Source organism: Cellulomonas fimi ATCC 484, assembly GCF_000212695.1.
Taxonomy (GTDB): Bacteria; Actinomycetota; Actinomycetes; order Actinomycetales; family Cellulomonadaceae; genus Cellulomonas; species Cellulomonas fimi.
This window is the reverse complement of sequence record NC_015514.1, coordinates 363312-376587: the sequence shown is the minus strand read 5'-3', so window position 1 is coordinate 376587 and position 13276 is coordinate 363312. Positions and strand designations below refer to the sequence as shown.

Below are 13276 nucleotides of genomic sequence, written 5' to 3'. Positions count from 1 at the left end.
TACGCCCTCCCGGTCCGGGACGGTCGGGCAGCGGACCCCCGCCGGGCACGCCCGGGCCCGGCGCCCCCGTGCGGGGACCGCCGGGCCGGGCGGGCGTGGCGACGGTCACCGGGTCACCCCGCGACGATCTCCGACCACGTCGCGAGCCACTCCTCGCGGTGCGCGTCGACGTCGGCGGGTGCGACCTCGAACGGCTCCTGCGCGAGCGGCGCCCAGCGGGCCCACTCCTCCGGCAGGTCGACCGCGCTGCTCACGGGGTACATGTACATCGACGTCGGGATGTCGGCCTGCACCTCGTCGGACAGCAGGAACGTGAGCAGCTGGCGCGCACCCTCGGGATTGGCCGCGCCGGTCAGGACCCCCGCGTACTCCACCTGCCGGAAGCACGTGTCGAGCAGCGCGCCCGTCGTGGGCTCCTCGCCGCCCTCGGGCACGGTGAACGGCGGGGACGACGCGTACGACAGCACGACGGGCCGCGGACCGTCGCCGCCGCCGCCGCTGAAGTCGGTGTAGTACGCGTCCGACCAGCCCTCGGACACCTTGACGCCGTTGGCGACGAGCGCCTGCCAGTACGCCTCCCAGCCGTCCTCGCCCTTCGCGCCGACGGTCGCCAGCAGGAACGCGAGGCCGGGCGAGGACGTGACGGCGCTCGGCACGACCAGCAGGTCCTTGTACTCGGGGCGCGTCAGGTCGTCGAGCGTCGCCGGCTCCGCGACGCCGTGCTCCGTGAACCACGCGTGGTCGACGTTGAGGCACACGTCGCCGAAGTCGATCGCGGTGAGCGCGTCCGAGCCCTCGACCGCGTACTGCGCGGCGTCCTCGGCGGCGGGCACGTCGGGCGTGAACGACTCGACGACGCCCTCCTCGACCGCGCGCGACGCGAACGTGTTGTCGATGCCGAACACGAGGTCGCCCAGGGGCGCGTCCTTGGTCAGAACGAGCTGGTTCACGAGCGCGCCCGCGTCACCGGGCTGGACGATCTCGACCGTCATGCCGGTCTGCTGCTCGAACGTCTCGATCAGCCCGTCGGACAGCCCGAAGGAGTCGTGCGTGACGAGCGTGACGGTCGTCCGGGCGGGGTCGCCGGACGACGTCGGCGCAGCCTCGCCGCCACCGATCGCGGAGCAGCCGGCGAGAGCCAGGGTGAGCGCCGCGAGGGGCGCGAGGGCGGGGGCGGTACGGCGGGACAGGCTCGCCATCGGTGGTGCTCCTCCTTCGTCAGCAGGAGGGGGTCGCCGCGCGCGCCGCCCGCAGCCCCGGGCGGGGACGCCGACGACGACCGCGGAGACTGAGAAGCCCGACTCCCTACGCCGGTGTGAACCGGATCAGGTTCGAGGGTCTGCGGTGGTCCGCACTCTCAGCGTCCTGGGCGCCGGCGGGGCTGCCGACGACGTGACGCTCCCCTGTCGTTCACGGGCGATCCTACGCCCGTCCGACCAGCGGTCGCGCCGCGCGGCGGCTAGCGTGGTCGCGGCCCCGTCCCGTCCCACCTCGGAGGTTCCCCGCATGGCGGACAAGCAGTCGACCATCGCCCGGCTCGTCGGTGTCGGCGCCGCCCTGGGCGCGGCGTGGGTCGCGCAGCAGGCGATCAACCAGGCGTGGAAGGCCGCGAGCGGTCACAAGCCGCCGAAGCCGGAGGACGAGGGCGACGCGCGCCTGGCGGAGGTCGTCGCGGCGGCCGCGCTCACGGGTGCGCTCGTCGCGGTCGCGCGCGTGCTGGCGACGCGCGGCACGGCGAAGTTCACGTCGCAGACGTCGGCGGGCCGCGAGCTGGTCGACTGACGCTCCCGGTCGGCCCCCGCGGCCGTCAGATGTCCGGCCAGAGGTCGGCGCCGGCGGCGGGGGCGAGCGACGGGCGCTGCGTCGTGCAGAACACCTCGCGCAGGACGCGGCGCGCCGCGAACCACCCGGACAGGCCGTGCACGCCCGGCCCGGGCGGGGTGGACGCCGAGCACAGGTAGACGCCGTCGCGCCCGGTCGCGTAGGGGTCCCGCGTCGGCGTGGGGCGCGCGAACATCTGCCACATGGTCGTCGCACCGGCGCAGATGTCGCCGTCGACGTAGTTCTCGTTGTGCGTGCTCATGTGCGCCGCGGGGACGCAGCGGGACGCGACGACGACGTCGCGGAAGCCGGGCGCGTACCGCTCGACGTGCGCGGTGACGGCCTCCGTCACGTCGACGTCGGAGCCGGCGGGCACGTGGGCGTACGTCCACAGCGGGCGCAGGCCGCCGACGCGGCGCGAGTCGTCGACGACGGTCGGGTCGCTCAGCAGGGTCATGGGCCGCTCGGCGTGCCGGCCGGCGTGCACGTCCGCCTCGGCGGCGATCATCTCGTCGCGCGTGCCGCCGAGGTGCACGGTGCCGGCGCGGCCCACCTCGGGGACGGCCCAGGGCACGGGGCCGGACAGGACGAAGTCGACCTTGGCGGCGGCGTTGCCGTACCGGAACCGGCGCAGCGCGGCGCGGTGCCGGGCGGGCAGCCGGTCGCCGAGCACGTCGACGACCGTGCGCGGCGTGGTGTCGAACAGGTAGGCGTGCGCGGGCGGCAGATCCCCGGCGTGCGCGACGCGGTGCCCGGTCCGGATCTCGCCGCCGTGCGCCTCGAGGTCGGCGACGAGCGCGGCGACGATCGCGCCCGACCCGCCGCGGGGGACCGGCCAGCCCGCCCCGGCGTGCCCGAGGGCCGCGAGCAGGAGCGCGGTGCCCGCGCCCGCGAGGGACGGCAGCGGCGAGATCGCGTGCGCGGCGACACCGGTGAGCAGCGCGGGTGCGACGTCGCCGCGGAACCGCCGGCCCCACGTCGTGCCCTGCTCGAGCACCTGCCACCCGAACCGCGCCGCGGTCGGGACGCCGCCGGGCAGCAGGCCGGGCGGGATGCTGCGCTTGTCGCCCATCGCGAGCCGGACGACGTGGTCCGCGTGCTCGGCGAGCCGCCCGACGACCTCGCGCCACGCGGGGCCGTCGTCCTCGAGACCCACGACCGTGCGGTCGAGGTCGTGGTACGCGATCCCGGCCCGGCCGTCGGGCAGCGGCTGCGCGAACGACACCTCGGGGGTGAGCAGCTCGACACCCCGCGCGCGCAGGTCGAAGCCGCGGAAGAACGGCGACGCCCACGCCATGGGGTGCACGGCGGAGCAGACGTCGTGCACGACACCGTCCGCGAGGCCCAGGTCGAGGGTCCGCGCGCCGCCCCCGACGGTGGGCTGCGCCTCCAGGACGGTGACGCCGAGCCCGGCCCGCGCGAGCGTGACGGCGGCGGCGAGCCCGTTCGGCCCGGACCCGACCACCACGACGTCGCGCTTCGCCACCATCCCCCGATTCAACCCCTCCCCGGGCCCGCGTGGTGGGGCGAGGAGGTCACAGCGGCCCGATGTCGTCGCGTCCCGGCTCGCGTCGGCGGTCGGCGGACGGGTCGGGCGCACCGGCCGCGGCGGCGTCGGCGTCCGCCCGCTCCAGGTCGCGCGTGAGCTCGTCGACGACCAGGAGGTCGCTGCGGACCTTGCCGGTCCGGTACCCGGCCCGGCCGACCATGTGCGCGGCGACGGGCGCGGTGAGCATCTGGAAGACGGCGACGAGCACGAGCGCCCACACCGCGCCGCCCGACCGCAGCCGCAGCGCGAGCCCGACGAGGCACAGCACGAGCCCGAGGACCTGCGGCTTCGTCGCGGCGTGCATGCGCGACAGCAGGTCGGGGAACCGCAGCGCGCCGACGCCGGCCGCGAGCGCGAGCAGCGACCCGCCGAGCAGGCAGACCATCGACACGACGTCCGCGAGGGTGTCCCACCAGTGGTTCATCGGACCTCCCCCTCGGCGCCGCCGCCGTGGTGCTCCTCGTGCTCGTGGGCCTGCGCCTCGCGCTGCTCCTCGACCCGGGCGGCCTCCTCGGCGGCGAGCTCCTCGCGCGTCCTCACCCGGCCCTCCCCCTCGGGCTCGACGGCCGCGAACCGCGCGATCGTCACCGAGCCGACGAAGCCCACGAGGGACAGCACCACGAGGACCGGGACCACGTCGGCCCGCCGGTGCACGGCGGCGTACAGCGCGACGCCGACGATCATGGTCGCGACGACGACGTCCAGCGCGACGGTCCGGTCCAGCATCGACGGGCCCTTCTCGGCCCGCACGATCGCGAGCGCGGCGCCCACGACGAGCATCACGGTGCAGACGACGGCGACGACGATCATGTGGGCACCCCCGCGGCGCGCAGCTCCTCGTCGGACGCGAACGCGCGCAGCACGCGCTCCTCCTGGTCCAGGACGGCCTGCCGCGCGCCCTCGATCCCGCCGCTCGTCCTGACGTCGAGCACGTGCAGGTACAGCATGCCGGTGAGCCGGTGCGCCTCGACGACGAGCGAGCCGGGCACGAGCGAGCACAGCTCGGCGGTGAGCGTGAGGTACAGGTCGGAGTGGCTGCGCAGCTGGACGCCGATGACGGCGCCGTGCGGCTGGTAGCGGGGCCGCAGCGCGATGGCGCTGACCTCGGCGGACGCGCGCACCAGGTCGAGGACGAACCGGCCGACGAGCGCCACGACCGCGACGGGGCGGACCCGCCCGCCGAACTGGATGGGCGTCATCCGCAGGCCCGTCGTCACGAGCAGGGCGAGGCCCAGCCCGGCCAGGACGTTGCCGACCGACAGGTCGCCCCACAGCAGGACCCACACGGCGGTCAGCCAGACGACGGTCGCCCACTGGGTGCGCCAGCGCGCGCGGCGGGGGTGCAGGCTCATCCGTGGCCCTCCCCCGCGTCGTCGCCGTGCGCGGCCTCCTCCGTCACGTCGACCGACACGCCCTTGCCGCGCTTGCCGTCGGGCAGCACCGCGTCGACGTAGGGCGTGCGCTCGGCCAGGGCCGCGGCCGCCCGCTCGGTGTACGCGTACAGCGGCCCCGCGGCGAACGTGAGGACGAGCCCGGCGACGATGAGCGCAGCGGCGGGGCCGACCATGCCGAACGGCAGGTGGGTCGGCGGGCGCTGCTCCTCGGGGACCTGCCAGAACGCCTTGTTCCACGCCTTGACCAGCGCGTACAGGGTGAGCAGCGACGTCACGACGGATCCGGCGACGAGGACGTACGCGAGCGGCGTGCCGACCTGCACGCCGGCCTCGAGCAGCCCGAGCTTGCCCAGGAACCCCGACAGCGGCGGGATTCCCGCGAGGTTCATCGCGGGCACGAAGAAGAGCACGGCCAGCACGGGCGCGATCTTCGCCAGGCCCCCGAGGCGGGTCAGCGACGTCGACCCGCCGACGCGCTCCACGAGCCCGACGACGAGGAACAGCGCGGTCTGCACGGTGATGTGGTGGGCGACGTAGTAGATCGCCGCGGTCCACCCGGCGTCGGTGGACAGGGCGATGCCGAACACCATGTACCCGATGTGGCTGACCAGGGTGAACGACAGCAGACGCTTGATGTCGTCCTGCGCGACGGCGCCGAGGATCGCGACGACCATCGTGGCCAGCGCCGCCCACATGAGGACGTCGTCGAGCCGCCCCTCGGGGAACAGCAGCGTCTGGGTGCGGATGATCGCGTACACGCCGACCTTGGTGAGCAGGCCCGCGAACACGGCGGTGACGGGTGCGGGGGCGGTCGGGTAGGAGTCGGGCAGCCATGCGGACAGGGGGAAGACGGCGGCCTTGATCGCGAACGCGAGGACCAGCAGCACCTGCAGGAGGAGGCGCACGCCGGGGTCGATCTCGGGCAGCCGCAGCGCGAGCTGCGCGAGGTTGACCGTGCCCGTCGCGGCGTACGTCGCGGCGAGCGCGACGAGGAACAGCACGGACGACAGCAGCGCCATGACGACGTAGATCGTCCCCGCCCGGATCCGCTCGCGCGTGCCGCCGAGCGTGAGCAGCACGAACGACGCGGCGAGCAGGATCTCGAAGCCGACGTAGATGTTGAACAGGTCCCCGGACAGGAACGCGTTCGCGACGCCCGCGGTCAGCACGAGGTACGTCGGGTGGAAGATCGAGATCGGCGCGGACTCCTCGTCGTCCTCCTGGCCCTGCGCGAGGGAGTACAGCAGGACGCACAGGGTGACGGTCGCGGAGACGGTGAGCATGAGCGCCGCGAGCCGGTCGACGACGAGGTTGATCCCGACGGGCGCGGCCCAGTCGCCCACGTCGACGACGAGCGGCCCCTCGTCGGCCAGGACGAGCAGCGCCCCCGAGACGACGACCACGATCGTGAGCGCGACGACGCTGACGACGCGCTGCAGCGTCGGGCGGCGGTACAGCGCGAGCGCGAGGCCCGCGGCGGACAGCGGCACGACCACCGGCAGCGGGACGAGCCAGGTCCAGTCGGTCATCGGCTCGCCTCCTCTGCTGCCGTGCGCGCGGGTGCGCCCTCGTCGGTCTCGTCGCGGATCTCGGCGGCCTCCTCGTCGAGGGTGGGACCGCCGGTGCCCTCGGTGTCGTCGTCGGTCGTGGCGCGTTCGTCGATGGCGGCGAGCCGCGCGATGCGGCGGTCCTCGACGTCGTCCTGCACCTCGTCGTGACGGTGCAGCTGCCACGACCGGTACGCCATGGCCAGCAGGAACGCGGACAGGCCGAGGGTGATGACGATCGCGGTGAGGACCATCGCCTGCGGCAGCGGGTCGCTCATCCGCCCCTCGGGCGTCGCGCCGACGATCGGGGGCCGGCCGGCGGCGCCGCCCGCGACCAGGAACAGCAGGTTCGCGCCGTTGCCGAGCAGCACGACGCCGACCAGGACGCGCGACAGGCTCCGCTCGAGCAGCAGGTAGACGCCCGCCGTCACGAGCACCGCGATCGCGGCGACCAGGACGAGGTTGGGGCTCATGTCGATCATCGGCCCGGCCCTCCGCGCTCGGCGAACGCCCGGTCGGCGGTCGGCTCCTCGGACGTGTCGTCCTCGCCGGTCTCGGCACGCCGGTCGATCTCGGCGCCCAGGCTGCGCAGGATGTCGAGCACGAGGCCGACGACGACGAGGTAGACGCCCACGTCGAAGAACAGGCTCGTGACCAGGTGGAGGTCGCCGATCACGGGCAGGTGGATGTCGACGATCCAGGACTGCAGCACCGACCCGCCCGCGAGCTGCGCGACGAGACCGACGCCCGCGGACAGGAACAGCCCGAGACCCAGCAGCAGACCGGGCTGCACGGGGGCTGCCTCGCCGAGCTCGTACCGGCCGCCCGCGAGGTAGCGGACGACCAGCGCGATGCCCGTGACGAGCCCCGCGGCGAAGCCGCCGCCGGGCGCGTTGTGGCCGGAGAACAGCAGGTAGACGGAGTACACGATCATCGTGTGGAACAGCAGCCGGACGACGACCTCGAACACCACGGACCGGCGCTGGGGCGCGAGCGTGCGGACCGCGCTGAGCCACTGGCGGTCCCGTGCGGACGACGACGGCGCGTCGGAACGTGCGGGCGTTCCCGGGGGGCGCCGCAGCGCGGCCATCGGGTCCGTGCTGCCGCCCCACACGGCACGGTCGGCGGGCGCGTCGTCGGCACGGAAGATCGCCCCGCCGCGGCGCGAGAGGAACACGAGCGACGCGACACCCGTCGCGGCCACGAGCAGGACCGAGATCTCGCCCATGGTGTCCCACGCGCGGATGTCGACGAGGGTCACGTTGACGATGTTCTTGCCGCCGCCCCACGCGACGGCCTCCTCCGCGAAGTGCTCGGAGACCGGCAGGTGCACGCGGGCGCCCGGTGCGACGAGCGCGATCCCGGCGACGGTCAGGCCCGCCGCGAGCCCGATGCCGAGCCGCAGCCACCGGCTGGCCGCCAGCGGCCGGTCCGAGAAGTACGGGGGCAGGCGGCGCAGCACCAGCACGAACACGACCAGCGTCACGGTCTCGACGAGGACCTGCGTCAGCGCGAGGTCGGGTGCGCCGTGCAGCAGGAACAGGCCCGCGACCGCGTAGCCGCCGATCCCGAGCAGGATGACCGCCTTGAGCCGCCGGCGCGCGCGGGCCGCGAGGATCGCCGACACCGCGGCGACCGCGGCGAACACGAGCTGGCCCGGGTGGTCCCACGGCACGACCGCCGTCGGGACGGACGTCTGCGTGAGCAGCACGCTGCCGACCGAGACGACGAAGACGAGCAGCACGATCCCCAGGTACAGCGGGAGCGAGCCGCGCTGCGAGACGGCCGTGACGTCGGCCGCGACGTCGTCGAGCCGGCGCATGAAGCGGCGGTACACCTGGTCCGCCTCGGGCCCGCGGTAGAGGCCGGACTGCCAGCGCTCGACGCGCGCGCGAGCACCGAACAGGAGCGCACCGACGACGAGGATGCCCACGGTCAGCGCGAGCACCGGCGTGAACCCGGCCCACAGCACGAGGTGCCCGGGCTCGCCGACGGGGTAGGTCTCCGCGTACGGCAGCAGCAGGTCCTCGCCGAGGTGCGGCAGCAGCGCCACGAGCACGCCGAGCACCGCGAGCGCCATCGCGGGCCACACGAGCAGCAGCGTCGGGTGCGTGATGGGTGCGGGGGGCTCGTCCGGGCGGGCGCCCTCGTCGAGCCGCGGGCCGCTGGCCGGGTCGGGCGCCGCCGTCGCCGGGAGCACCGCGGGCTTGGTCGAGAACGCGCCCCACCACAGCCGCAGGCCGTACGCGACCGTCAGGGCCGACCCGACCGCGACCGCGGTCAGCACGACCGGGCCGAGCGCACCCTCGTCGAGGTGCGCGAGCGCCTCGAGGCCCGCCTCCTTGGCGACGTACCCCGCGAAGGGCGGCAGGCCGATCATCGACGCCGTCGCGAGGCCGCCCGCGAGCGCCGTCAGCGGCAGCTCCTTGCCGACGCCCGACAGCCGCCGCAGGTCACGCGTGCCGGTCGCCGCGTCCACGACGCCGACGACGAGGAACAGCGCCGCCTTGAACATCGCGTGCGCGCCGATCATCGCGAGGCCCGCGAGCGCGGTCGCCTGCGTGCCGAGCCCGACGAGCAGCACCAGCAGCCCGAGCTGGCTCACGGTGCCGAACGCGAGCACGAGCTTGAGGTCGTGCTGCCGCAGCGCGCGGTACCCGCCGAGCAGCAGCGTGCCGCAGCCCAGCACGACGACGGTCCACCGCCACACGGGGTCGGTCCCGAACGCGGGCGCGAACCGCGCGACGAGGTACACGCCGGCCTTGACCATCGCCGCCGCGTGCAGGTAGGCGCTCACGGGCGTCGGCGCGGCCATCGCGGCGGGCAGCCAGAAGTGGAACGGCAGCAGCGCGGACTTCGTCGCCGCACCCGCGAGCAGGCACACGACCGCGACCGTCGTTGTCGTGCCGACCGGCGGGTCCGCGACGACCTCCGAGAGCCGGTACGTGCCCGCCGCCTCGCCGAGCAGGACGAGGCCGACGAGCATCGCCAGCCCGCCCGCGGTGGTGAGCACGATCGCCTGCATCGCCGCGCGACGGCTCGCCTTGCGCTCCGCGTAGTGCCCGATGAGCAGGTACGACATCACCGTCGTCAGCTCCCAGAACACGAACAGCAGGAGCATGTCGTCGGCCGTGACCAGGCCGAGCATCGCGCCCGCGAACGCGACGAACACCCCGCCGAACCGGCCCAGCCCGTGCGCGGACGTCGCGAAGTAGCCCGCGCAGTACACGAGGACGAGGGCCCCGACGCCGCCCACGACGAGCGTCATGAACCACGACAGGGTGTCGAGCCGGAACGTCAGCTCGAGCCCGAGCGCCGGGATCCACTCGACCTGCTCGACGGGCCCCGTCCCGGCCTGCACCTGCTGCGTCCACGTGAGCGCCCACACGGCGGCCGACGCCGGCGCGAGCGCCAGCACCCAGAACGCGCGGCGGCCCAGGAGCCTGACCAGGGCGGGCGCGGCAAGGGCTGCTGCGAGGTGCACGGCGAGCAGCAGCAGCACGCGTCCGGCTCCGTCCTGTCGGGGGCGGGTGGTCGGTCGGGAGGCTCGTGGGAATTGGTCAAGAGTCTACCAACCGGTTTCCCATGCCTCTCCCACGCAGCACCACGAGCGCGCGGCCGCCAGGGACCTGGGTCCCGCCGTCTCGCAGGTCCCGCGGACGTCCCGGGGCGCCCCGGCGGCGCGCGGTTACCGTGTGCGCGTGAGCGTGCTGCAGTGGGTGTGCCTGGCGGTCGTCCTCGTCGCGACCGCGATCGGCGTCGCGCTGTTCTCCCGTGGCGTCGTCGAGATCGTCCGCACGGTGCGCATCGGGCGGTCCGCCCCCGGGCGCTCCGGTCCCGTCCGCACCCGCCTGGGCACGCTGCTCCGGGAGGTCGTCGGGCACGGGCGGTTCCAGCACCGGCCCGTCGTGCGCGTCGCGCACTGGGTCGTCATGGTGTCGTTCCCGCTGCTCGTGCTCACGCTCGTCGCCGGGTACGGGCAGGTCGTCGACCCGACGTGGGCACTGCCGCTCATCGGGCACCTGTGGCCCCTGGAGTGGCTCATCGAGGCGTTCGCCTGGGCCTCGCTCCTCGGCATCGTCGCGCTGTTCGTGCTGCGCCTGCGCATCTCCCCCCGCGGGGACGAGACGCAGCGCCGCCGGTCCCGCTTCTTCGGGTCGAACCAGGCGCAGGCCTACTTCGTCGAGGCCACCGTCTTCCTCGTCGTCGCCGCCGTGCTCGTGCTGCGCGGCCTCGAGCACGCGCTGCTCACGCAGGCCGGGCACGAAGGGCTGGCGCTGCACTTCCCGCTCACCGCGTGGTTCGGCGGGGCGTGGTCCGCCGCCGACCCCGCGGTGCTGCGCGACGCCGTGGTCGTCGTCGCGACCGTGAAGATCGTCGTGTCGATGTCGTGGTTCGTCGTCGTCGGCCTGCAGCCCACCATGGGCGTCGCCTGGCACCGGTTCCTCGCCGTCGTCAACGTCTACGCCCGGCGCGAGCCCGCGGGCGGTCCCGCGCTCGGGCCGCTCCGGCCCCTCACCCTCGCCGACGGCACCGCCGTCGACCTCGCCGCGCTCGAGGACCTGCCCGACGACGCCCGCCTCGGCGCCGGCGCCGTCGAGGACCTCACCTGGAAGCAGCTCCTCGACACCGCGACCTGCACCGAGTGCGGCCGCTGCCAGGACCAGTGCCCCGCCTGGGCCACCGGCAAGCCCCTGTCCCCCAAGCTCGTCATGCTGTCGCTGCGTGACCACGCCGCCGCGACGGCGCCCTACCTGCGCGCTGCGGCCGCTGCCGGGGCCGACGCCGACCCGCACGCGGGCATCGACCTCGTCGGGTCGGGCGTGATCGACGCCGAGGCGCTGTGGGACTGCACGACCTGCGGCGCGTGCGTGCAGCAGTGCCCCGTCGACATCGAGCACGTCGACACGATCCTCGACATCCGCCGCTACCAGGTGCTCATGGAGTCCGCGTTCCCCAAGGAGCTCGGCGGCACGTTCACGAAGCTCGAGCGGCAGGGCAACCCGTGGGGGCTGCCCGCGCGGGCGCGGCTCGACTGGGCGAAGGGCCTCGACTTCGACGTGCCCGTCGTCGGCGCCGACGTCGAGTCCGCCGCCGACGTCGACTACCTGTTCTGGGTCGGCTGCGCGGGCGCCTACGAGGACCGCGCCAAGAAGACGACACGCGCCGTCGCCGAGCTGCTGCACGTCGCCGGCGTCTCGTTCGCCGTCCTCGGCGACGGCGAGACGTGCACGGGCGACCCCGCGCGCCGCGCCGGCAACGAGCTGCTCTACCAGATGCTCGCGTCGCAGAACGTCGAGGTGCTCACGGAGGCCGGCGCGCAGCGGATCGTCGTCACGTGCGCGCACTGCTTCAACACCATCAGCCGCGAGTACCCGCAGCTCGGTGGCCGGTTCGAGGTCCTGCACCACACCGAGCTGCTCAACCGCCTCGTCGCCGAGGGGCGCCTGGTCCCCGCCGACCCCGCGTCGGCCGGTCCCGTCGACGGGCGCACGATCACCTACCACGACCCCTGCTACCTCGGCCGGCACAACCAGGTGTACACGCCCCCGCGCGAGCTGCTCGCCGCGCTGCCCGGCGTCGAGCTCGCCGAGATGCCGCGCAACCAGGAGGCGTCGTTCTGCTGCGGCGCGGGCGGTGCGCGCATGTGGATGGAGGAGTCGACGGGCACCCGCATCAACGCCGCGCGCGCCGAGGAGGCCGTCGCCACGGGGGCCGACGTCGTCGCGACCGCGTGCCCCTTCTGCACCGTCATGCTCTCCGACGGGGTCGCCGCCGTCTCCGCCGCCCGCGCGACCGAGCCGGTCGGCACGCACAGCCCCGACGCGCCCGCGACCGCGCCCGGCACCCCTGCACCTGCCGCGCGTGCCGCGGTGGGTGTGCCGGAGGTCGCCGACATCGCGGTCCTCCTGCGCGACTCCCTCCGCGCCCCCACCCCCTGACCTCCCAGGGGGCTCCGGGGGGAGGGTGCGCGCCGTGGGGAGGGCGCGGATCAACCGTCCTGGGGCTTGGTGTAGGTGGCGTGCATCGCCGCCTTCGCGCGGTCGGGGAGGACCTTGGCCGCGGCCGCCTGCGAGAGCGGCTGCGCGGAGCGGACGACGACCTTGTCCTTGCCCGCCATGAGCGCCTCGAACCCCTGGCGCGCCACGTCGGCCGGGTCGTCCTTCTTCCCGTGCGCGACGCGCGTGTCCTCCATGTCGGCGCGCTCGAAGAACTCCGTGTCGGTCGGCCCGGGCAGGAGCGCGGTGACCGTCACGCCCGTGTCCTTGAGCTCGTGCCGCAGCGCCTCGGCGAACGACAGCACGAACGACTTCGACGCCGCGTAGGTCGCGTAGTACGGCCCGGGCATGAGCGCCGCGGTCGACGCGGTGACGAGCACGCGGCCCGCGCCACGCTCGACCATGGGCGGCACGAGCGCCTTCGCGAGCCGCACCGTCGACTCGACGTTGAGCCGGACCGTCTCCAGGTCGCCGTCGAGCGGCGTCTCGACGAAGGGACCGCCCTGGCCCGTGCCGGCGTTGAGCGCGAGCGCGTCGACGGGACGCCCGAGCGCGCGCACCTCCTCGACGAGCGTGCGGACGCCGTCCGCCGTCGCGAGGTCGGCCTGGACGTGCCGGACGGCGACGTCGCCCGCGAGCCGGTCGGCGACGACCGCGACGGTCGCGTCGTCGGCCGTGAGGAGCAGGTCGAAGCCGCCGGCCGCGAAGCACGACGCGAGCTCGAGGCCGATGCCGCTGGACGCACCGGTGACGACGGCGAGCGGACGGGGCTGGTCGGGGGTGACGGACACGGCGGACTCCTCGGTCGAGCCGGCGCGCGCCCGCTTCCCCACGCGACCCGACCACGCTAGGCGCGTCCGGGGACCTCGGCACCCGGGGCCGCGGCCCGTGGGTTGACCCCACCCTCGGTCCGTCGGGCGACCGGATGGTCGCGGGCCACCCCCGACGACGACGGTGGACGTGTTC

Annotated in this window: 11 protein-coding genes and 1 riboswitch; of the genes, 2 read left to right on the top strand and 9 right to left on the bottom strand. The window is 74.7% G+C overall.

Going from position 1 to position 13276, the window contains the following annotated elements; genetic code table 11:
• Positions 1 to 113: 113 nt before the first annotated feature.
• Complete coding sequence (locus CELF_RS01655; protein WP_013769508.1) at positions 114 to 1199, bottom strand: thiamine ABC transporter substrate-binding protein; 1086 nt, start codon at positions 1197 to 1199, stop codon at positions 114 to 116.
• An 86-nt stretch (positions 1200 to 1285) separates the two neighbouring features.
• Positions 1286 to 1415, bottom strand: a riboswitch (TPP riboswitch).
• Positions 1416 to 1506: 91 nt separating this feature from the next.
• Between CELF_RS01655 and CELF_RS01650 the strand changes: the two genes are divergently transcribed.
• On the top strand, positions 1507 to 1782 hold the full coding sequence (locus CELF_RS01650) for a DUF4235 domain-containing protein (RefSeq protein ID WP_013769507.1): 276 nt from the start codon (positions 1507 to 1509) through the stop codon (positions 1780 to 1782).
• A gap of 25 nt (positions 1783 to 1807) precedes the next feature.
• Here CELF_RS01650 and CELF_RS01645 read toward each other — a convergent pair whose 3' ends face one another.
• From CELF_RS01645 to CELF_RS01615, 7 genes are read right to left on the bottom strand one after another with little or no spacing between them, the layout of a single operon-like run.
• Positions 1808 to 3310, bottom strand: coding sequence for a phytoene desaturase family protein (locus tag CELF_RS01645; RefSeq protein WP_013769506.1), 1503 nt, complete (start codon positions 3308 to 3310; stop codon positions 1808 to 1810).
• Positions 3311 to 3356: 46 nt separating this feature from the next.
• A complete protein-coding gene (mnhG, locus tag CELF_RS01640) occupies positions 3357 to 3794 on the bottom strand; it encodes a monovalent cation/H(+) antiporter subunit G (RefSeq protein WP_013769505.1) in 438 nt (145 codons plus the stop codon).
• Positions 3791 to 4180: an MrpF/PhaF family protein gene (locus CELF_RS01635; protein WP_013769504.1), complete on the bottom strand. Its 390-nt coding sequence runs from the start codon at positions 4178 to 4180 to the stop codon at positions 3791 to 3793. The genes mnhG and CELF_RS01635 overlap by 4 nt, the downstream gene beginning before the upstream one ends.
• Positions 4177 to 4722, bottom strand: coding sequence for a Na+/H+ antiporter subunit E (locus CELF_RS01630; protein WP_013769503.1), 546 nt, complete (start codon positions 4720 to 4722; stop codon positions 4177 to 4179). The genes CELF_RS01635 and CELF_RS01630 overlap by 4 nt, the downstream gene beginning before the upstream one ends.
• Positions 4719 to 6293, bottom strand: coding sequence for a Na+/H+ antiporter subunit D (locus tag CELF_RS01625; protein WP_013769502.1), 1575 nt, complete (start codon positions 6291 to 6293; stop codon positions 4719 to 4721). The genes CELF_RS01630 and CELF_RS01625 overlap by 4 nt, the downstream gene beginning before the upstream one ends.
• Positions 6290 to 6793 carry a Na(+)/H(+) antiporter subunit C gene (locus CELF_RS01620; RefSeq protein ID WP_013769501.1) on the bottom strand — a complete coding sequence of 168 codons (504 nt, stop codon included), beginning with the start codon at positions 6791 to 6793 and terminating at the stop codon, positions 6290 to 6292. Before CELF_RS01620 ends, CELF_RS01625 begins: the two co-directional genes overlap by 4 nt.
• Positions 6790 to 9813 (bottom strand): Na+/H+ antiporter subunit A, encoded by a 3024-nt coding sequence (locus CELF_RS01615; RefSeq protein ID WP_013769500.1) that lies wholly within the window; start codon positions 9811 to 9813, stop codon positions 6790 to 6792. The genes CELF_RS01620 and CELF_RS01615 overlap by 4 nt, the downstream gene beginning before the upstream one ends.
• Positions 9814 to 10012: 199 nt before the next feature.
• Between CELF_RS01615 and CELF_RS01610 the strand changes: the two genes are divergently transcribed.
• On the top strand, positions 10013 to 12253 hold the full coding sequence (locus CELF_RS01610) for a (Fe-S)-binding protein (RefSeq protein WP_013769499.1): 2241 nt from the start codon (positions 10013 to 10015) through the stop codon (positions 12251 to 12253).
• A gap of 50 nt (positions 12254 to 12303) precedes the next feature.
• Here CELF_RS01610 and CELF_RS01605 read toward each other — a convergent pair whose 3' ends face one another.
• Positions 12304 to 13101: an SDR family NAD(P)-dependent oxidoreductase gene (locus CELF_RS01605; RefSeq protein ID WP_013769498.1), complete on the bottom strand. Its 798-nt coding sequence runs from the start codon at positions 13099 to 13101 to the stop codon at positions 12304 to 12306.
• Positions 13102 to 13276 lie beyond the last annotated feature (175 nt).

What these genes read in the sequence shown, in the direction of transcription:
- CELF_RS01655 (WP_013769508.1), bottom strand. Translation starts at nt 1,199, where the DNA reads ATGGCGAGCCTGTCCCGCCGTACCGCCCCCGCCCTCGCGCCCCTCGCG.
- CELF_RS01650 (WP_013769507.1), top strand. Translation starts at nt 1,507, where the DNA reads ATGGCGGACAAGCAGTCGACCATCGCCCGGCTCGTCGGTGTCGGCGCC.
- CELF_RS01645 (WP_013769506.1), bottom strand. Translation starts at nt 3,310, where the DNA reads ATGGTGGCGAAGCGCGACGTCGTGGTGGTCGGGTCCGGGCCGAACGGG.
- mnhG (WP_013769505.1), bottom strand. Translation starts at nt 3,794, where the DNA reads ATGAACCACTGGTGGGACACCCTCGCGGACGTCGTGTCGATGGTCTGC.
- CELF_RS01635 (WP_013769504.1), bottom strand. Translation starts at nt 4,180, where the DNA reads ATGATCGTCGTCGCCGTCGTCTGCACCGTGATGCTCGTCGTGGGCGCC.
- CELF_RS01630 (WP_013769503.1), bottom strand. Translation starts at nt 4,722, where the DNA reads ATGAGCCTGCACCCCCGCCGCGCGCGCTGGCGCACCCAGTGGGCGACC.
- CELF_RS01625 (WP_013769502.1), bottom strand. Translation starts at nt 6,293, where the DNA reads ATGACCGACTGGACCTGGCTCGTCCCGCTGCCGGTGGTCGTGCCGCTG.
- CELF_RS01620 (WP_013769501.1), bottom strand. Translation starts at nt 6,793, where the DNA reads ATGATCGACATGAGCCCCAACCTCGTCCTGGTCGCCGCGATCGCGGTG.